Origin of the sequence: Stieleria neptunia, assembly GCF_007754155.1 — a bacterium.
In the GTDB taxonomy this organism is placed as follows: domain Bacteria; phylum Planctomycetota; class Planctomycetia; order Pirellulales; family Pirellulaceae; genus Stieleria; species Stieleria neptunia.
Map to the genome: position 1 here is coordinate 10,327,242 of NZ_CP037423.1, position 21,017 is coordinate 10,348,258.

General features: G+C 58.1%; 8 protein-coding genes and 1 tRNA gene. 2 read left to right on the forward strand and 7 right to left on the reverse strand.

From position 1 onward, the window contains the following. The first annotated feature begins 62 nt into the window (after window positions 1–62). Window positions 63–272, forward strand: a complete 210-nt coding sequence (locus Enr13x_RS35620) for a hypothetical protein (protein WP_145391691.1) — start codon at window positions 63–65, stop codon at window positions 270–272. A 778-nt stretch (window positions 273–1,050) separates the two neighbouring features. On the opposite strand, the gene Enr13x_RS35625 is transcribed toward Enr13x_RS35620, so the two are convergent. The 4 genes from Enr13x_RS35625 to Enr13x_RS35640 all read right to left on the reverse strand — a co-directional run bounded on the left by Enr13x_RS35625 (window position 1,051) and on the right by Enr13x_RS35640 (window position 6,615). Beyond that, window positions 1,051–2,817: a recombinase family protein gene (locus tag Enr13x_RS35625; RefSeq protein ID WP_197455615.1), complete on the reverse strand. Its 1,767-nt coding sequence runs from the start codon at window positions 2,815–2,817 to the stop codon at window positions 1,051–1,053. A 169-nt stretch (window positions 2,818–2,986) separates the two neighbouring features. Further along, window positions 2,987–4,954 carry an ATP-binding protein gene (locus Enr13x_RS35630; RefSeq protein WP_315856978.1) on the reverse strand — a complete coding sequence of 656 codons (1,968 nt, stop codon included), beginning with the start codon at window positions 4,952–4,954 and terminating at the stop codon, window positions 2,987–2,989. Continuing rightward, a complete protein-coding gene (locus Enr13x_RS35635) occupies window positions 4,930–6,357 on the reverse strand; it encodes a Mu transposase domain-containing protein (RefSeq protein WP_145391694.1) in 1,428 nt (475 codons plus the stop codon). The genes Enr13x_RS35630 and Enr13x_RS35635 overlap by 25 nt, the downstream gene beginning before the upstream one ends. A gap of 184 nt (window positions 6,358–6,541) precedes the next feature. After that, a tRNA-Arg gene (locus tag Enr13x_RS35640) sits at window positions 6,542–6,615 on the reverse strand. A gap of 956 nt (window positions 6,616–7,571) precedes the next feature. On the opposite strand from Enr13x_RS35640, the gene Enr13x_RS35645 reads away from it, so the two are divergent. Further along, window positions 7,572–9,221, forward strand: a complete 1,650-nt coding sequence (locus tag Enr13x_RS35645; RefSeq protein WP_145391695.1) for a putative transporter — start codon at window positions 7,572–7,574, stop codon at window positions 9,219–9,221. A gap of 433 nt (window positions 9,222–9,654) precedes the next feature. On the opposite strand, the gene Enr13x_RS35650 is transcribed toward Enr13x_RS35645, so the two are convergent. From Enr13x_RS35650 to Enr13x_RS35660, 3 genes are all read right to left on the reverse strand, one after another. Continuing rightward, a complete protein-coding gene (locus Enr13x_RS35650; protein WP_231743982.1) occupies window positions 9,655–16,707 on the reverse strand; it encodes a hypothetical protein in 7,053 nt (2,350 codons plus the stop codon). Between the two features lie 327 nt (window positions 16,708–17,034). Further along, entirely contained in the window at window positions 17,035–20,286 is a 3,252-nt protein-coding gene (locus Enr13x_RS35655; protein WP_145391696.1) for a YfbK domain-containing protein, read from the reverse strand. After that, a complete protein-coding gene (locus Enr13x_RS35660; protein ID WP_231743983.1) occupies window positions 20,283–20,894 on the reverse strand; it encodes an RNA polymerase sigma factor in 612 nt (203 codons plus the stop codon). The genes Enr13x_RS35655 and Enr13x_RS35660 overlap by 4 nt, the downstream gene beginning before the upstream one ends. Window positions 20,895–21,017 lie beyond the last annotated feature (123 nt).

Here is a 21,017-nt window from a genome sequence, read left to right on the forward strand (position 1 = left end):
CCAAAGGGGAAATCTACCTTCCGGAATTCCATGCCCATGTCTACCGAGTCGGAACGGATGGGTTGCGGATCGAAAAGATTCGATTCGATCACGACGCGCCGTTTCCCGAAGACGTCAAGACACGCCCCCACGTTGCTTTCAAGGTAGACGATTTAGGTGAAGCAATTTTCGGAAAGCAAATCGTAGTGACGCCAACGGAGTTCAAGCCTGGGATCCGATTTGCTTTCGTCGATATTGAGGGAGCACTGATCGAGTTTTTCCAGATTGGTTAGCAAACGCGGGCATGTCCTCGCACATTGTTTCAAATCACTTCGTTCGTTTTCTGCAGACCAATTGGCACGCAGCCGTGAGCCCTCAAGGGCGGTGTGAGGCATCGGAAACGACTGAACTTCGCGGTCAATTCTAAGTTCCACATCGCCCTTGTCGCTTGCGAAGCCATTCTCATGGAGCCATTCCCAATCTCAATCGAGAAACGCATAGCGCGAGGACTTGAGCGGTTGCAATGCAGAGAAATGCTCGTGACGCATCTCGGTGGCGGCAAGATCACGCTAGTTTGCACCAATAAGGATGCAAATGAACGTGCGCTAGCGATCGCAGCGACAAAGACAGTTCCAGGAGTCGCCGAAGTCAATATTCAGAACGGCAAGCCTTCCTAGCGAGATAGGAAATATGTCCGACTTCGACGCGGCAGAAATTTTGTTTAAATCCTTCTCGATGCCGATCAAGCAAATCAACCGCCATTTGTGCGTAGTTTCTCAGGAAGATTGAATTTGGGTTAGTCGAGGACACCACTAACCTGAATTCAACTTTTAAAGTGAATTCCCTAAAGTGCTGGGAACAAACGGGTTACGAGAGAGACTTCCGTTACACTTTCCGTGACCAAGCCCAGGATCTGCCGGATTCGATCTGTTTTTGGTCTCTTGGGGAGTCACAAGCGAAAAACTCGAACTCGCTCCTTCCTGCGTTCTTGGCCAAAAAAATGCCCGGCTCAATCAGTTGATGAGCCGGGCAGACGAGGATTGAGCAGATGATTCGTCCTTTGGTGGCAATCTATGCCGCGCGAGTCTGCGTAGCCAGACTCACTCCGTTGGCGAGGTTGCCCGCGGTGGCGTTCCCGCGTCGAGTACGTCCGTCACCCATGACGCCGCCGGAATTCTCAGCATCCTTTTCCAGCGTCAGCGTCAACCCGCGTGGGCTGTACGCCAACGCTCCGGCGACATCTTTGATCAACATGCCCTCGTCGAGCATCCTCTTTGCTCGGTTGAGTTTTTTGCGCCGACGATCCGCCGCCGTGGGAACCGGCAAGCCGCGTGTTTCATGCCACCATTGGATGGCCTTGGCTACATTGCCGTCGTTAGTCCGAAGACGCCCAGCAATTTTAAGATTGGAGTGCCCCGCTTCCACCAACTCGATGACTTCGTTGGCAATGCGTTTGTGGAACGGCAGTTCGGACTGTTTATTTTCAAGTCGCTTGCGGCGGGTTTTGTTGTTTGGACGCGGCAATCCGCGTTGGTCGTGCCAATACTGAAGAACCTTCGTGATGCGACTACGATGGAGCCCCATTTGTACTGCGATCTCTTTGCATAGCAAACCATCGTCCCAGAAACGCTTTGCGGTGTCAGCCTGCTCTGCAATGAGCTCCGACTTCCGGTAGTCGATGACGATTTCGGCCCGGTCTTCGTCACCGATGCCAATTTCAGCACCCGTTAAACGCTTGATGAGAAATGGCACGACAGCCACTTCGAAACGTCCTTGAAGCCAACCCTGACATTTCTTGCGTTCACCTTGTTGGTACAGCTGAATCCTTCCGGTGACCAGATCATCGATCAACCGTCGAACGAGCCTAATCTGGCGTTCATCGGTGAGTTTTGGTGCGTCATTCAGCGTTTGACGAAGTTGCCTGACCTCTGCGAGGATCTCATCTTCGGTAGGGATCACCATGCTCCGTCCGGTGGTCGCCTGATGAGCCGAAAGCGCCGATTCGGCCTCAGCGAGTTGGTGACGGAGGTCACGCAACAACTCGCGAGTCTGCTGCTGCTCCATCTCGCTTTCGCCAGGATCCTGCCGGTTGAATTTAATTGTCCGCCGGAGCTTGTCGATCTGACTTAGCAAAGTCTGCGCTGTGACGGGATCCGGGGCGCCGCAAGTGCTGGCCTGGGCACCACAAATCTCGATCACATTGGTGACAAGTGCCGTCTCGTCATCAAAAAGCGAAGCCAACTTCTCGCAAGTCAGGTCCGTTGCGAGTTTACGGTTGAGGTGAGTGAAAAGCGGGCGTTGCTCAACTTTGTAACCGCGGCAAACCGGACAAAGCATCACCTTTCCACCGTCGCCGGTTACGGCAAGACGTCGACCGTGTTCCGGACATTCGAACTTACCCTGGAGCAGTCGCGAATGCTTCCGGCGTGCTCCGTTACGCGGCTTGCGACCAGAGCGTTTGGGGTCAGTGGACAAGCGTTTCTGAACTTCAAACCAAACCTCATCCGAAATGATCCGCAGTTCTTCGAATTGAGCGTCCTGCAGGGGGGCCTCCCGAGGAAATTTGCGAGAGTAGTCCTTGTCGCTCAACCAAACCGATTCCGTGTTGCCATACGACCAATCACCTCGATACCTACGATTAGTCAGAGCAGCAATCACTGAGTCACGAGTCCAACGGTCAAGTACCGATTTGGCCGGCGCCGGAGCTTCGGGATCAGCGTTCAACTCCCGGACGATTTCTTCGATGTTGAGTCCATCGACGAGAAACCACCTATAAATGCGGACGATCCAAACAGCCGTCTCAAGATCGACAACAATTTGACGGCGATGACGTTTCAAGCGAGTCAGTTCGCCTGTGTTCGGCGTCAATTAGAACTCCACTTCGTGTTGCCTCAGCCGAGAAGGATACCCAAATGGAAGGACTAGAAAGAATGCTGGCATAGGGCTGCTGAGCGTAGCGAAGCCGCCCTATGCCAGCGGTTACATTTTTCATAGGCGAGCAAGACACTTAGGTCGCCGTGGTGCCCGTCACTAATTTCCTTGCCATGATATTCCGCCACTGACTCACGCGACGTTGAAGCGTTCGTAGTTGACCGCCGTTGTATTTGTCGGGCGATCGTTCGATGAGCCTTTCGAGTAACGACGACGCAGTTGCGTCTGGGGATTTTTCAAGCCATCCAAGAATCGTCGTCCAGTCTCCTTCAAAGGGGTCTGGACGCGTTCGATAATCTCGCGTTCGCATCGGCTTCGGCTGATGAGTTGGTCGGGCCTCGCCTTTCTTCCATAGCTCCGGTAACTGTGAAAGAAATTCTTCGAGATCAATCTGCTGCTCCTGGGAGAGCGAATCCTCCGTCGACAGCGAATCCAGCGCAGCTTGCGATTGTCGGATTGCGTGTAGTAGTTCTAGCGGGTCCTGTTCAAGACGGTTGCGTCGCAAATACTCTTTCGATTCGGATGATACTCGCGAGTCACTAAGTAGCCGTTCACATGGCGTTTGAGGTGAGTGAAACTTCTTGCTTACCCTGGCGCCGTCACGAGTCTTGCTTAAGAGCTTGAAGGATGGCTGAAACATGTTCACGTACCAACGAACACTATCGAAAAGATGTGCGATGGTTTGGCATGCGATCGGTCCCGAGAATCGCTGATAGCCGAGGTGTTTGCGAACGATAGAACCGTTCTTCTGCTCGATCCATGCCTGATCGTTTTTTCGATAGGGCCGTGATCGAGTAAATGTGATACTTTGGGAATCGCAGAATTTGATGACTGATTCGTTGATGAACGAACTGTCATTGTCAGTGTTTATTCCCAGGACTGGAAACGGAAATCTGTTCCGCAGCAATTCCAAAGATTCGACGACGAGAGACTGCTCGCGAATCAGAATCGGGATGCATTCCGTCCATCCAGACGCAACGTCTGTAGCAACCAAACTGTGTATGAATGGGCCGGATAGATTCCCTCCGCAGTGAGCAACAAAATCTACTTCGAGACTCCCAGGGGCGACATCATCCCATTCGGAAAAGGTCTTGACGGCAACTGCAGCGCGGACCTTTTTCTTTGGGCGAACGCGTTTCTTTCCAGTCGCTTCCTCACGTATAGGACGAAGCAGTCGGTCTATGGTTGAAGCACTTGCCGACAACACCCGCGTCTTGAGAGAATCATCAAGATTCATGTGACCGTGCGACTCCATCGACTTCAGCAACTCGGGAAGAATCGCTTTGAGGCGTTTGCCGCATAGGCGATCGGAAGATTCCCAGAGCGTTACAAGCACCTCCTTGACCGCGCAGTCGTATATTTTGCGGCCCACGACTTCACAACGCTCTGGGGTGGTGTTTTGGCGTTCAGCGAGAATTCGCAGCGCGTACTTACGTTGGTGTCCGGTAATCGCAACAAATTCATCGAGTATCCGCGACTTGTCTCGTTTCCGTGCGCCGTAGTATCGCGAACGAATCGAGTCAATCAGTGCAGCTTTTGCTTGCATTTCCATGGCGCCACCTACGATTTGGGTATCTTTCTGTTGAGGCAACCACCATCGTTCGGTATCCGAATTGTTGAGGCAATGCGTCGCATCTTTGAAGATCTGGTCCCACTTGCTGAACGCCAAGTTGCTCGTCAACAGAACACTCCCTCTCTCGTAACGTTCCGCCAGCAGCGTGAACAGCACCTCCATCTCTTCTCGATTCTGCTGCACGTAACCCAGGTCGTCGATCATCAGGCCCTCGAAACGAGACAGTTGCTTGATGTACTTCTGCAGACGAAGATCCCGCTTTGCGATCAGCAACTGTTGCACCAGCAAGCTGCACGTTGTCAGAAGCATGCTCCGGCCTTGCTGGACGAGTTGATTCGCCAAGGCACAAAGCGCGTGACTCTTCCCCGCACCGGGCTGACCGAAAATCAGTACGTTCTCCCGACGATCCAAGAACGATCCCTCCCGAAGACTCTCCAGTTGTCGTGTCACTGATGCGTCACATCGATCCACTCGGCACCGATCCGCACATCGACTTTTTGACCGATCAATCGGCTAGGAACCGAATAGATGTTTTTCTTGACATTGATCGTGCTGCTACTGCCGACGATGATGCCTTGTTGGTTGTCATCGGTATCAAGCTTACTATCGGGAAGTGGTCGCAAATGCGAGCGTTCAATTTCAAATCGATTTAAGCGCGCATCATTAGCGCGAACGATCAGGGAGCGAACGAAATCCATGTAGTCTTCACGACTGGCGAAGTCGCGACTACCGCGAAGTAGCAATGCTTGGTCGACTCGATTCTTGAGATGACCGTTGGATGACTCAACGTCACCGTTCTCGTTCGCACAGCGAACGTTGATTCGCTCTGACTTGGTGCCATAGTGATCCATCAACGCTCCATGCCGCAGCGCGTACAGCGAGTACCGGGGTGTGACCGACGCAGCCATTCTCTTGGTCAGTTTGCGCTTCGCTTCTTCGCGAAACTCAGCAGGAGTTTTGTCACGGACGACGCCTTTGATGCGACGCGTGGGCGCGAGCGTTTTGGAGAACTTTTCGATTTCGGCAGCGGTCGGCGCCTGGTTGTTCGCCTTGAGAACCACTTTTCCCATGCGAACTCGAATTCTATCAAACATGCAATTGACGGCTTCTGTCGTCCACGGTCGGCCAGCGTTGTTGCGAAACAACTCACCGCTACTGTTCTGCGAAAGCAGTCGCGTTGTGATTTCCATCACCGAGTCACTCAGGTAGATGATTCTCGGAGACTTCTTCCCTTTGGACTCTTGTTGCGGAAAGACCCAACGTGCGTTCGTGAGGTCGACGTAACTGGCGACAACGCGCAACGATTCTTGCGGGCGGCAGCCGGTCTTGTAAGTCGCAACCAACAAGTCTCGAAAGCACTGGGAAGGGACGAACGTCAGGAAACGCTCAAACTCCTCGGGAGTAACAAAGACTTCCTTTCTTTCGCTGCCCGGAATCTCAAGGCGATCGAGCGGGTTCGAATCAATCCGACCCTGCTGGCACGCCCACGTCAAACAGCGTTTCACGCTGCGAAAGTAATTCCGCCTTGTCGTTTTAGCAAGGTCGTACTGGTCGATCCATTCCTCCAAATGGAACGGCCGGACCTGCGACACGAGCATGTCAGGGTAGCAATCAACGAACCGCTGCAGTCGCTGGCGATACCACTCGTATGTATCGGGGGCGCGATTGCGTTGAGTCCACTCAAGAAATGCATCGATGATCGCCACCATCGAGTCAGACGGTGCTGTGACCTCGCTTTGAGGCGTCGCCATGATCTGATGGTACTGACGAAAGGCTTCGTCTTTGTCCGAACCAAGATTGATCTGTTTGCGATCGATCTCAACGTACCAAACGCCACGGGCCTTTTTGACAAAGGGCTTGGGAAAATGAGGCATGGGAACCCTCCAATCGAATCCAGGGAAATGGAAACAAAAGAGGCGACTGAAAGGTTCGCTTCGCGGGCTCCGTCACGGCGGCGACCGTGGCGGAGTCTTTTCTTACTCGACTTTTCGGACAACTTCTCGGACGAGGTCATTTTCGGCGGCGACCGAATTGACGTAAGTCCTTATGTGGTAAGAGTACACCCGGCAGGATTCGAACCTGCAACCCTCGGTTCCGAAGACCGATGCGCTATCCAGTTGTGCCACGGGTGCTCGTCTTGCGACAAGAGACGTATTTTGCCTGATTTGGGTTCGGTTGTCTAGCGAGGTCAACGAAGTTCATCGGGCAAATTGTGAACGCCACGGGGAGCATGACCCGCAGTAGGTTTGGGGGGTGTGGCGAGGCGATCGCCGGCGGGAACCCTGCCCTCGCTGCAAAGAGGTCGTGCAGTTTTTTAAGTCGTTGAATTCAAAGGAGTTTCGTCACTCTCCCTCTGGGGGTTCTTCGTGGATTTTAATGGCTGATCACTCAGGACCCAGGTTTTTTGAGGCATTGCTGCGATGTCCGAATGGGTGTTGGACGACAACCGCTCGGTTCAAACGCCCCTCCGGCGACGCGGGCCGGTGGAGGGCACCAAGCACCTGCGCCGCATCGCAGACCAGGTGATTCCTAGGCGGGTTGCTCCTCCGCAGAGCCCGTCTCCGCTACAGCTGGCTTCGCCATCAGACCGAACAGAACCATCGGACATCGCAGTCATCCCTCAAAAAACCTTCCCCGAGTATCCGAGAGCAGCCACTAAAATCCGCGAAGAACCCCCTCTGGGAGAGTCGAGCGCAGCGAGGAGAGGATTTGGGTTGCTGCTTGGGAGCCGATTGTGGCAGGTGAAGCAAAACTCGCGATTCGCTGTTCGACCTCCCCTCGCTTCGCTCGACCCTCCTGCCAGGAGGGTGACTTTAAAACCGCAGGACCTCCACGGCGGAGGGTGACTTTGGAAGCTGCGGGACGTGCGGGCGGGAGGGATCTTTTTGCAGTTGGTGCGATTGCCCACCGCAATCGGTGGACAACGGTAGTTGATCACGTAGGCGCTGCCCCCGTCCCATTGAGTGACGGCGATTGATCGAGTACGACAGCCCTGAAAGGCGACGGATTCGTGCACGAGGTGCGGATCGCCTTTGCAACGACTGGTCGACCGAATCAGCCAACACACCGCTACGGAAGTTTCACCATCATGCCGCCCGTCGCAACCGCTATTTTGATCGTCACGCTCGTCGCCGTCTGCGGGCTGGTGTTGGGCGGCATTCGTATCCGAGGCATCGGGCTGGGGCCGGCGGGGGTGCTGTTTGCGGGCATTTTGTTCGGCCACTTTGGGGCATCGATCGATCCGGAGATCGCGGATTTTACGAAAGAGTTTGGGCTGATCTTGTTCGTCTTCACGATCGGGCTGCAGCTCGGACCCGGCGTGATCGAGCTGTGGAAGAAACAGGGCATCTTGCTTAATTCGATGGCGCTCTCGATCGTCGTTCAGGCGGTCATTTTGATCTGTGTGTTTGTGTTGTTGCTGGAGCTTCCCGTGTTTACCGCGGCGGGGTTGTTTAGCGGAGCGACGACGAACACGCCCTCCCTGGGGGCGGCGGAGCAGGCGGCGTTGTCCTTGTCGGGCGACGAGCGGCCGGCGGGCATCGGATCGCTTGCGTCGGCTTACGCGGTCGCCTACCCCGGCGGCATCATCGGAATCATCACGTCGATGCTGTTGATTCGTCGGCTGTTCGGCATCAACGTCAATGACGAAGTGGACCAAATCAAGGAGCTTGAGAAACAGGATTACGAACCGATCGAGCGTCGCACGGTTGTGATCGACAACCCCCACTTGGGATCGACTCCCTTTGGCCAGATCCCCGGCGTCGAAGATTCGGGCGTCCGCATTTCGCGGATCCGACGCGCCGGTGAAGATGTCGTTCAAACCGCGACGGACGAAACGGAATTGCACCACGGTGATCTCGTTCAACTCGTCGGCCCACGAAGCACGCTCGATCGGATCGAGCCGGTGATCGGCGGCAAAGCCGACGTCGACTTGATGAAGGAAAAGGGCGAGGTCGTCTACCGTCGCATTCTGGTGACTGACCCCCAGGCTCTAAAGAAATCGTTGCGTGAGCTGTCGCTTGATAAAGTCTTCAACACAACCGTCACGCGGATCATTCGGTCGGGAGTGGAGCTGACGGCGCGTGGATCGAGCCGCTTTCACTACGGTGATATCGCACACATTGTCGGTGACAAGGATTCGATCGAACGGGTGACGAAGTTCTTGGGGAACAGCGGTAAATCGATGAAGGAGACGCAGTTTTCGCCACTGTTCTTCGGCATCGCGATCGGTGTGGTCGCCGGGATGATCCCGTTTCATCTGCCCGGTGTCCCGTTTCCGATTCGGCTGGGCTTTGCCGGCGGGCCACTGGTGGCGGCCATCGTGTTCAGTCTGATCGGCAGCATCGGCAAATTTGTCTGGTACATCCCCTACTCGGCCAACCTGGCGCTCAGGGAGTTGGGGATCATTCTGTTTCTCGCTTGTGCGGGATTGGGCGCGGGAGAAACCTTCTTTGAAGCCGCTCTCAGTGTCGAAGGCGTCAAGTGGATGGGGCTGGGAATCATCGTCACGATGGTCCCGCTGCTGACGACGGGAATCGCGGCGCGGATGATTTGGAAACAGAACTACTTGACGATCTGCGGCGTGATCGCCGGCAGCATGACCGATCCGCCGGCACTCGCCTTCGCGAATTCTCAAGCCGACTCCGAAGCCAGTTCGATGGCCTACGCAGCCGTTTATCCGCTGACGATGATTCTGCGGATCATCGCCGCCCAAGCGATCATCATGATGTTTGCGTAAGAGAGCGTGGCAGCCCTGCTGATGGAACGAGTCGTAGGGCATGCTGTGCATGCCGATGCCTGAGACGCATTTTTTGCGATCGTCCCCAGGCTCGGGACGTCGATTGTATAAGGACCGTCGGAAGAATAAGTGGGATAGGCTTCCAGCCTGTCATGGCGAAAACGACAGGCTGGAAGCCTATCCCACAATCAATCCCCGCCACTTATACTTCCGACGGTCCTAAGTGGCGGAGTTGATCGTAGCGGAAGTCGTTTAGATTTTCGCAAGCCGCCGGCCCTCTCTGGCGTTTGCTTGCTGCGCAAACGCCGTCTCTCCCAGAGGGAGAGAATCTCAATCGGTTGCCGAATCCTGCAGTAAAAGAAGCGACGCCCCCCGCCTGGGAACAAGTCTTGAGCCATGGATGGGATTTGTTGCGGAATCGCAAGCTGGAAGCTTACGCCACTTTGCGACCGGTGGTGGCGAAGGCGAGGGTGGCTGCTAGGGCGACGAGCAACAGGGTGACCAGGGCCAGTTGCCAGGGTTGGATTCGGTACTGCGAAGCGAATTCGAGATCGAGTTCCAGCGGCGCGTTTTCGGCAACTTGGACGGTGCGGCCGAAGGTGTAGACCGAGCCTTCTTCCGGCAGGCTGATGATGATCGCTTGCGGGGCCGGTTCGGTGGTGCGTTGGTGACGGACCAGCCGCGCGGCGATCTGCTGCAACACCGCGTTGTCCTCGGTCGTGTTTCCCCTCAGCAGCTGACTCAATTGCTGGGGCCGAAAATTCAGTTGATCCTGTTGCAGGATCGGGTTGTCGGCCGCCGCTTCGCGAAGTTGCGGGTTGTCGGCCAAGGCGGTGTCGCTGGGCGTGTTGTACAGATACAGGCGTTGGCGACGGGTGTTGAGTCCGACGATCGCTTGCTGCGTTTGCAGGTTCTCAAGCTGCACGCGGGCGTCTTCGTTGGAAGCTGCGTCCAAGGCGTATTGGTTGGCGACGCTGTTGAGTGCCCAACGGGCCTTGGTTTGTTCACCGGCCTGCAACAGTTGGTTGGCTTGCTCGAGCAACTGGGCGGCCTGTTGCGCCTGGGCCTGTCGTTTGCCGACCGCCTTGGACAGATACGAACTGCGGTCGTATTGCTCTTGATTGGTCTGGCTGATCAATTCCAAATTGCCGTCGTGATCGGTCAGCTCAAATCCTTTCGGGGCAACCACGTTCCACTGGATGTTTTCCAGCGGCACATTCAATTGCGGGCTAACCAGCGTTAAATCACTCAAGCGATCGCCGGTGACCGAATAGACAAAACGGACGGTTGCGGTGCGGTCGTCGATGCCCGGCAGGATGTAGAACTGCCAAGTGTTCGTGTCGCCTCCCTGACGAATCGAGTTCACGCTTTCGCCGTTGACAAAGATGCTGAACAATTCGCCGCCAGCGGGTAGACCGACACTCAGACTGCTCCGCTGGATGACTTCGACGGTCACGTCAACGGCGGTCAGTTGATCACCGGTCGGCGACAGGATGGTGGTCAGGGAGCCTTGGGCCACCCGCAGCTTGAGCGCATCGGCGATCGAATGCCGCTGGGCGCGGACGATCAGAGGGCTGGTGGGAACGACGGCGCGGAGGGCGAACACCGGCGCGTTTCGATTTTCCGCTTCGCGCAACATCGGGGGCACCGTACTCCAGTCGATCCGCTGCCAGCCTTCGGACAGGCTGTCGAGTTCCAATTCCAAGCGACCGCCGGCGCGGACGGCATAGAAGTACGACAGTTGTCTCGCTTGCGGGAACCCGGCCGGGTTGAGCGTTTCACTGTCGTTCTCGCGGTCTCCCCGCCGTTCGAATTCGATGCGAAAGTCGATCTTTCCGACCACGCGGCGTTTGAATTGAATTTCCCAGACGTTGGAATCCGCGGCCGTTCGGATCAAGTCGCTGACGGTGTTGCCGCTTGCCCGCAGCGTTTTGATTTCGTCCGCGTCGCTGAGCGGTAGCACGACTTGCAGCGAACGCACCGAAGCGTTTTGCACATTGAAGTTTGCGATCAACGCGGTGCGCGTCTGGCCTTCCCGCAGCGTGACTTCGTGCAACACCTGACCGGTCACCCAGGGATCCAGTTTTTCGATCCCCAGGACCAGGTTCCAATCGCGTTGCAGCAAACGAAACGCCAACGCCCCCTGGGCTTCGCCGCCCATCGCCCGCGGATCGGTCTCGGAAACATTTTGGCGGGACACGGTTCGAAGCCGAATGCCGGTGGTCGGGCGGACGACCAAGTCACCGGTCTGGCGGGTCGCTTCGTTCAGCTCGAACCGCGGGATTTCCCATTGCCCGACGTCACTCGGCGCGGCGCCGGTCAGAGCCAGCGCAAAGCTCTGCGTGCCGAGCGTTTTTCCATTGAGATGCAAAATGATTTGCCGTTGGTCGTCTTCGGTCAGTTCGGCCCAATGGTGCAGCGCAGGTCCGGTCAGCGATTCGACTTCCAGTCCATCGGGCAGCGGGAAACTGAGCTGGAACAGTCCGGCGCGGGAGATTTCCGCGGCAAAGTTGATCCCCAAGACCACGCGTTCGTCGCCGAGTGAAAGCACTTGCTTGCTGGCGACACGGACCTCCGCCGCCACCGGCGCGACACGCACGGCGACTTCGCCACCCTCGGCACCGTAGCGATAGACCCGATGCAGCACCGCTTGTTTGTTGGTGATCAAGCCGGCGTCAAAATCCCCCAGATTGACGGCCGACATCTGATTCGGCTGCAACGATTCGGGCTGGGCTTCGGGGCCAAACGCGATCGCGACCAGTCCGACTTGGCCGTTGGCATCGGCGACCTTCAGCGGCGAGAGCGTGACGTCGGCCGGCAGGGGATCGAGCCCGCGTTGTGTTTCAATGATCACATCAAAGGCTTGCGATTGCGCAGGGTCGATCTGCAACTTCAATCCGCCGCTCTCGGCATCAAATTGCCAGGAACCGACCGGTCCCGTGACCGCGCTGACGGTCAGACCTTGGGGGACCATAACATTCAATTCGCTGACCTGGCCTTGTGACGTCCGGATGTGAAGACGATGGCGTCCGTCGACGACACCGGGTCCGGGCAAGTACAAGTTGGACGCTTCGACAAAAAACTGGGTTTCCTCCGTCGTCACATCGCGGACTTGGGGTTTCAGGAACAGGCTCGCGCTGCCGGGACGTAGCAACACGTTGGCTTGCGTCGCGTCGTCCACTGCGGTGGTTTCAATCCGCACCGCGGTCGGGCAGGTGACGTCCCAGCCGGCTTCGTCGTAGCGGAGGTCGATCTGCTGGACGGCGGCGATGCCGGTCAGCACCGGGATGCCCTTGATCGGCTGGACCGCTTCCAACTGAAAATCAAACGTCGCCTGATACGTCGCCGACGGTGCAAGTTGCGGGTCGTCAGCCGGTTGGTCGTCAGCTGGCTGCTCATCAGCTGGTTGATCGTCATCGTCCGCTGCGGGGGCCTGCTCGGTCGCGGGGGCCTGCTCGGTCGCGGGGATGCTGATGATGTACGACAGGCCTTCGCCGGCCACGTCGGTCTTGGTCAGACGCAGTCCGGCGCCTTCGAATCGCGTCAGGACGGCGGGGGCTTTGAGCAGCAAAAAGCGATCTCCCGGTCGGCCGGACAGCTTGACCGTTCCGGTTGCGGACAAGCGTGCGTCTTGATGCGTCAGTTGCCACTGTTGTTGGATCGAGTCGGCTGCTTGAAACCCCTCCGGAACGGCCGCCAAACTGCTGCTCCCCCAAGACAGCATGAATGCGAATCCGATCAGCATCGGCGTCACCGGACCAAATGCTTCGCTGGGCACTTCGCCGGGGACGTCGTCTTGTTTTTCTTTTTTCGCTTTCCTTCGCTCGGCGAGGTCGCGCAGTGATTGATTGGTCTGGTCGACCCACTGGCGCGCCGGCGGCAGGAACAGCAAGATAAAAATCGCCAGGGCCAGCAGCCCATAGAACCACGGTGCGCCGTCACCTTGCAGCAACACGCCCAAGGCCAACAATATCGCTCCGCCGCCGCGCAGCAGCCGGCGTGCGTGGACGTCGTGTTTCCTAAACGACCATGCCAGGGCAATGACGGCACACAGCAACGCGGTCAGACCGGCGGAGGAAAGATTGACGCGCCACAGCGGCGTGTTGTTCACTTGCAACGCAATGGTTTCGCCGGCCGAGAGGATTGGCACGCTGACTTGCAACGGCGCGGGAGCGCCCCGCTGAGCGAGCGCGACGAAAGCGGTTGTCACCGAAACTCCAATCGCGATCAGCAGAACCAGCAAACCGGCGACGCGCAGGGATCCCGGTTTGCGGGACGCCCAGCATCCGAAACCGGCCAGCAGCGCGATCACCACCAACGCGATGAGCCCGCGTTTGGCCACCCAGTCAAATCCCGATGGCCGCAGCACCGGGACCGGCGGCGTGACCGTGCCGCCGCTGGGCACGAGCACATATTTCTCGTCGCCGGTGACATTCCACTGGGTCTTCAGCACGGGCGCGAACACGGTGGGCAAGGCCAGTTCGGGGCGGGACTCGTCAACGGCCGGTTTGCCCAACCGCAAACTGACTTCGACCGGAACGTTCGGGTCCGTGCCGCCGGGGATCGGGATCAGCGTGGCTTCGTCGGATTGGCGTGCGGTGACGGGCCGGCCGCCGACGGAAACGGCCCACAGCCGTACCGGTTCGCCGGGCAACTGGATCTTCAGCGTGCGTTGTCCGCGCGTTTTGATGAAGTACACGACGTCGGTGACCAGTTCGCCGTCTTGCGACACACGGCTGTTGGCTTCGGCGAACTCCACCACTTGAGTCGCCGTGGTGCCGGGCTCGAACCAGCTGACGTTCAGGTTCAATTCGAACGGACGCTGGGTGTATTGCCAGGTTCCCAGCGGAGGCGCGGTGCTGAGCAGGCGCAACTCCGCCGGCAATTCCAGCGGATCCAGGTTGAGCATGTCCTCGGAGATCGATTCGGTTTGGATTTTCACCTGCATCGGGCTGACGACTTGGATGTAGCCGCGTTCGCCTTGGACGCCGATCGGAGCGACTTGGCCAGGTTTGAACGAACCGTTGCTCTTGTCGGGTTTTTCTTCGAAGGTCACCAGCAGGGTGTAGGCGCCCATGACGGGTTGATGCAGAGAAACGATCAGCGTGTCGCCTTCTCTGCGGTAGGTGCGAACGTCTTGGCCGTCGACCATCACATTGCCCAGTGCCGCCGGTACGGTGATGCTCCACTCGGAAACCGGCGACCCGGTGACGAAGTAATTGATCAGCGCGCTTCCGTAGACCGTTTCTTCGCTCAGGGAATAGAGGTGAAAGACGTCCGATTGCACGCTGCGTTCGAGCCGCTGGACGCTCATCGTGGCCGACCAGCCGGGCTGGCGAATGCGAAACGCTTGTTGCAGGTTCGGCGTCGGTTTGGGAAAGTAGGACAAGGGTTTTTCGGCCAGCAAGTCGGTCGAAGAGACTGAAATCCGAAAGCCGGGGGCGCCGATGATTCCGATATCGCCGCGAACCGATTTGGCGTCGGGGTATTCGATGCGTGGCAGATTCCAATCGCCTTCCGACGCCGCTTCGCTTTTTTCCAAGTGCAACACAACGAGTTGTCGCCCGATCACGTCCTGGCCGAAGATGACTTTCAAATTGCGACGCCCGCCCGCGACGGCGGTTGCGGTGATGTAGTCGGCGACGCTGGAACCGGTGACCGAGACGACGGAATAATCCGACGGGATTCCGAAATCCCACTCGCGTATCGGTGCTTCGCGTACATCGAGTTCGATGTCCGCCCGGACCACGCGATCCGTTTCGGCCAATTCGTAAAGCACCAGTTCGGAAACATTGACCTCCGGCTGGATGCGATCGGCGGCGACGGTGAAGGTGTGCTCGGCGGCGGGAAAACGGTACACAAAAATCTGTCGCGCCTCGATCGGTTCGCCGGGGTACTGATCCGGTGCCAGTTGATTCATCCCACTCAACAGGGTCGGTTCCAGACGCACCGATCCCAAGTTCATCAGCCGTAGGAATCCCGAATGACGGATCGCGCCGATCGGGTCCAGCCGCAGCCCTTCGACTCGGACTGGAAACGCACCCAGCGGAGTCTGGCTGCGGACGTTGATCTGACTTTGTCCCGTGATCGGCTGGCTGAGGGTGACGTCGAGTTGTCTCGATTGCCCCGTGCCGGTGATTTTCCAGCCGATGATGTTGGCGCCCTGGACGTCGAGGATTTCGCCCGGTCCGCGCAATCCGATTTGGAACGATTTCAGTTCGCCCTGAAGCACCTGGTAGTTAATTTGATGATCTTGGCGCAGCAGCCCGGCGCCGACTTTCGCTTCGATCTTGCCGGTGGTGGTGAAGAACAGTTTTCCTTCGCCGGTTTGACGCGCGGTTTTCCATTGCAGTTTCGCGCGGCCGGTTGCCGGCAAAAAACCGAGCCAGGCGTCGTCTTTGCGGAGCGGCACGACCGATTCCTGATCACGATCAAACTCGAGGTCAGATTCGAGTCCGTCGAGGGTCAAGGGAACGACGGCGCTGGCGGCGATAGTGAAGTCCATGCGGTGCACGTTGGGGGCGGGGGCGTCCAGCGTAGCGACAAAATCGAGTGCGACCGGAAAGCTGCCGGCATCGGCGAAGGTCAATTGGTAAACCGATTGCCCGTTGGGCGTCGAGAGTTGCAATTGGTAGTTGTCGTCGACGGGAACTTCGCTGACGGCGGCATTACCCGAGAGGATCGTGATTTCGGCACCGGGCTGGGTGACACGCGCGGTGCTGCGAATCTGGAAGCGAATTGATTTGCCATCGGGATGCAGTTGGCCATTCAACGTGGTGTCGACCAGTTCGACCGCTGCGGGGGCGGCGCCGTCACGCTGGAGTGAGAGCTGGAGTTGGCCACCGCTGGCCGTTTGAAAACGCTTCGCCGAATCGCCCGAATCCAGCGGGACAAATCCGCTGACCGAACGGACCGTGCCGGCGACCTCGGGGGCATCGATGATGGTCACGACCGAATCAAAACCGACGGACTCGCCCGGGGCCAGGTGCGTCAGATCGATGGTGGTGGGAAGCTGCAGTTTCTCCGAGCGGGTTTTGATCTCGACCTTCAATTCCGTCACGTCCTGGTTGACGTGCAGATCGAGGAACCGTGCGTCGCCTTCGCGGCGGACGGACCACGACCGCAGGTTCTGCCCCTGGGCATCGATGACTTGGTCGGCGCCGCGGAGTCCAAAGCTCAAGGTCTCGGCACGGCCCTGGATCACTTTCGCCGTCAGTTGAATGACTTGCTCGATGTGTTCGCGCGAAATGTTGGCGGTCGACGTGGCCTTGGCCGTGTAGAACACCGGCGGTTCGGGGATTTGTCCGCGGGCTTCCACGACGATCGTCCCGCTGCCATCGCCGGCAATGGAGCTGCTGAGTTTGGCTTGTGGTGCCTGATCCTGGGCGTGACCGGGAAGGCATAGAGGGAAAGAGAGTCCCAGCAGGAACAGCGTGATAAAAACGGCGAACGCAGATTTGGGAGCGGACGATGTTGATGCGTTCATGGATGCGATTCCTTGGGGGGCGAGTCTGGTTGATGAGGCCCAGAGGGCTGGCACAATGCTTGCCGGTGGTGTCAGCCACCGGTGCATGGGTGTTCGAACGCGAAGGCCTGAAGGGCCGACACAATCGGGCACTGAACCCCGGAGGATTGTGTCGGCCCTTCGGGCCTTGGACATTCCTTGGAATCTTCTCCGGTGGCTGACGCCACCGGCAGACACTCTGCCGGCCCTCCGGGCCTAGAGAATCCCTCAACTGGCAAGCTGAATGCCATCGATTGATTCCGTCTGAGTCAGCAAACTTGAAACTTGAAACTTGAAACTTAAATCAACTCAATTCCCGACCAACTGTCGGGCTTGACCGATCATCATTTGGAGTTGTTGAACTCGCTTGCGATTGCGGTCTTGATCGGGTAGTCCCGCCAGCAGATCGGCCAGTGTTTTCAGGTCGACGTTGGCGCCGAGCGGTTCGCCGCGGAGCTTGGCCGCGAACAGGGCGGCGGCGGTCGCGATGCGAATGGATTCGGAGGCTTGGTCGGGGCGTGGGGCGTCGGGTTGATAGGGGATCGGCCAGCGGTTTTCGATCATTCGTCCGGTCGACAGGTCTTGGAACCTGACCGAGACCGAACCGACGTCTCCTTCGCCATCGGGTTTGGCTTGGAATTGATAGACCGCGACTCCGGCTTCGGCTGCCGCCATTTCGGCCGCGTCGACCTTGTCGTTGCGAAAATCTTCTTTCTTGAGCAGGTGTTTTTCGAAGCCGAGCAATTTGTAGTGGCCGACGCGTTTGGGATTGAATTCGATTTGCACTTTGACGTTCTTGGCCGACGGACGGAGGGCACCGGCGATTTGGCGGGCGAAGCCGTCGTCGGCATCGTCGGGTGAATCGAGCAGGTAATAGCGTCCGTCGCCCTTGCGGGTCAGCGCTTCCAGGACTTCGTCGTTGAGTCCTTCGGCGACGATGCCGGCGGCATCAAATGCGATGCCCGCTTCGCGGATCGTGGTGATCCGTTGCGAAAGGCTGTCGGGGTTGGCATCGCCCAAGTTGACGGCGCCGTCGGTGAGCAAAATGATTCGGTTCTGAGCGCCGGCGGTTTGGTGTTCGCGGGCTTTTTCAAACGCCAGTTGCAGTGCCGCTTCGATGTTCGTCCCGCCTTCGCTGGGCAAATTGTCGATCAGCTCGACCAGCCGTTGTGCCTGGGAGCCGTCGACCTTGTCGGCCAGCAGTCGCGGTTGGCGTGCGAAACTGATCAAGGTGACCTGATCGAGTGGTTTGAGTTGTCGGGCGAGCAAGGCGAACGCGCTGCGGACGGTTTGTTGACGGTCGATGCGTTCCATCGAACCGGAGTTGTCCAACAGAAACGTCAGTCGCAGCGGCGTGTTGCTGGCCCGTCCGGCGGCAGCGGTCCGCATCGAGACACGCAGCAGGTTGCGTTGTTGCAGGAATGGATGAATGGCTTGCTCCAGCCGGCAGGCAACCTTTTCGTCTTGGCTGGGCATCGGATCGCCATAGTCCAAGGCATTGACAAACTCTTCGATCCGAATTTTCGCCGGCTCGGGCCATTCGCCTCGGGCGAGCGCCGCGGCGGCGAGCTTGAAGGAGACGTCGCTGACGTGCAGCGAGAAGGTGGAAAACGCTTCGGTCGCCGCGTCTTTCTCATCCAGGCCGGCGGGCACGGGCGATTTTTCCATAGTCGATCGTTTCAGCAACCTTGATACGGAACTCTCCGTCGACTCGTAAGACATGAAGCCATCTCTGCCTTTGCTTGCGACCCGGCCGTTCTGCTGCTGAAGTCCCTTTTGTCGGTTGCTTTGCTTTTCCGCTTGATCGGCCGCGGCAAGTCCGTCGCCCCCATCGAGCGAGACGCCGAGTTCTCGAAGCTTGTCCCGATTCACCTGCACGCCCCAGTTTGTCGTTGGTTTCGAAGGATCGGGTTGCGATTGCTCGGGTTGCGATTCCTCGGGTTGCGATTTACTGAGCGTGGCCGTTTTGCCGGCGATTTCCGCACGGGAGCGCCGACCGGCAACGCGGGTTCCCAACCACACCGATTCCTCCTCTTGGGGAATGATGATGCGGGGAGTGGCGGCGAGTGGTTGCTCGGCGAACTCATTGTTCGCCGATTCGGTCGGTGCATGTTCGAAGAGCTCCTCCAATTCTCGTTCGGCGACGGCCGGTTCGCTTTGGGGGGCAGCGTTTTTGGGGGCAGCGTCTTTGGGGGCAGTGCTTTGAGGGACAGTGCTTTGGGGGACGGCGAGCGAAGATGAAAGGGGGGACGTGTCGTAAAATAGATCACCGGTAGGGCGATCTGCCGGCGACACACTTGCATCGCCCATCATGTCCATCCCTTCCATCATGTCCATCCCGGCCATTGCGCCATCAGACGACTCGGCCAGTCCTTGTTGCGGGGACACACCTTGTTGTGGGGATGCATAGGCTCCGAATGCTTCTCCGCCGATCCCGCCGCCGAATCCGCCACCGCCCATCGCGTCGCCCATCGCACCGCCTATGGCGTCGCCCATCGCACCGCCCGCCCCGCTTTGGAAGCCGAGTTTTCCGTCGGCCATGCCGTAACGTTCGACTGCACGTTGCTTTGCTTCACCCCGCTGAACCGATTCGAAATCGGTGACACTTCGACCGAAGCTGGTGGAGGCTTGTGGATCAACCATCGTGATCTGATCGGAGAGTTCGACGCCGTTGTCAAAACGCGGCATCGCGCCGGTGGAGAATTGCCGCGACGCATCGGCTTGGTTCCATTTGTCGGTGGATCGAAAGGTCTGGCCTTTCTCGACGCCCGATTCATCCGCTACGGCCACTTCGGGCAACGCGGTGCTAGGAACTGCCGGGAAGTACTGTACATCGTCTTGCAAGTAATAGGCTGACGGGCGGCCGGCCTGTTCCTTGATCGCATCAACACCGAGACTGTCTCGAATCGCCGACAGCGAGGCATTCGAATCCGCCGTGTCACCGAACGCGCTGCCGCTTCGCGGCTCAGCCGGTTTCGCCGGACGCGCAAGTTGGCCGCCGCGGAATCGTCTTTCCGAACCGCTGACCACGTAGTCGTCCGCCTGCGACGCGCCCTCCATCGCGTATTCCTCCCATTCAGCCTCCCCCAGTTCCATGTCTGCTGAAAAGTGGGCTCTGCTGTCGCTGGCGGCTTGCCCGACTCGCAGTGAACGGCTTGCACTCAGCAAAAAGTAGGATCCCGAGGCGAGCAGCAGGAAGAGGCCGGCGACGCAAAACGAGATCGCAACTCGGCTGACATTCCAGAAGCGGTTGTTCCGCCGCAGTGCGCTCACACCGCCGGGCCGATTCGTTTGGCCACTGATCGCAGCCAACACTTTGTGTCGCCTCTCCGCGGGAAGTTTCCAATCCTCGTCTTCCGGCGGGGCTTCGTCGGAGCTGACATCACGCATGAGTCCATCGATGGATTCGAATTGTTTTTTGACCGCTGCCAATTCCGGACGTTGCTCGATCAGTCGGTTCAGTTGATCGCGTTCCAGCTCCGACGCTTCGCCGAGTACGAGGGCAACGATGCGGGCTTCCAGATCGGGGTCAATTCGGTCGTTTTGAAATGCTTCGTTCATGAGCTTCCGTCGATTCCGAGCGGTCGGAGTTTGCCGGCCAGCTTTTTTAAAATATGGTGCAAACGGTAGCCGACGTTGCCGATGGTGAGCCCCGTTTGAACGCTGATGTCACGGTAGGTGAGGTCGTCGAAATACTTCAGCCTGACCAGCTGCCGATCCGCTTCATCGAGTTCCTCCAAGCTTTGGCGGAGGGCGCCGGCGGCTTCCATTCGCAGCAGCATTTCTTCGGGCGTTTCGTCACCGGTTTCGTTGAACCCGGTATCGCTGTAGTCCGAGGACGGTTTGCCGTCATCGCTGGAGAGCGATTCGTGTTTGATGTGTCGGATGTAGCTGAAGGCCCGATTGCGGACGCTGCGGAACAGCCAAGCTTTGGGCGTTTCCACTTGGTCCCAGCGGGAATGCAGCTGCAAAAAAACTTCTTGGACGATTTCTTCCGCCACCGCACGCCGTCCCGTCAGCGAAAACGCGTAACGCAACAGCGGCGTCTCCTCGGTCTCAAACAGGGCGCGCAGGGGGAGCTGGCACTCACCCTCGGCGCCCGATTGTTTGATCTCAGGAGTCTGTTTCAACATGAATTCGGTTCGGTCCGCCAGGCAAAATTGAATCACGACCCCGTTATCCTCTCACAGGATCAGACTCATCGCGAAGGAATTTATTAGCAAGTTTCCGGCGTTTTCTCTGAATTCGCACTGCGACGGCTGTTTGGAGCTGGCTTGACACGCAACGCCACG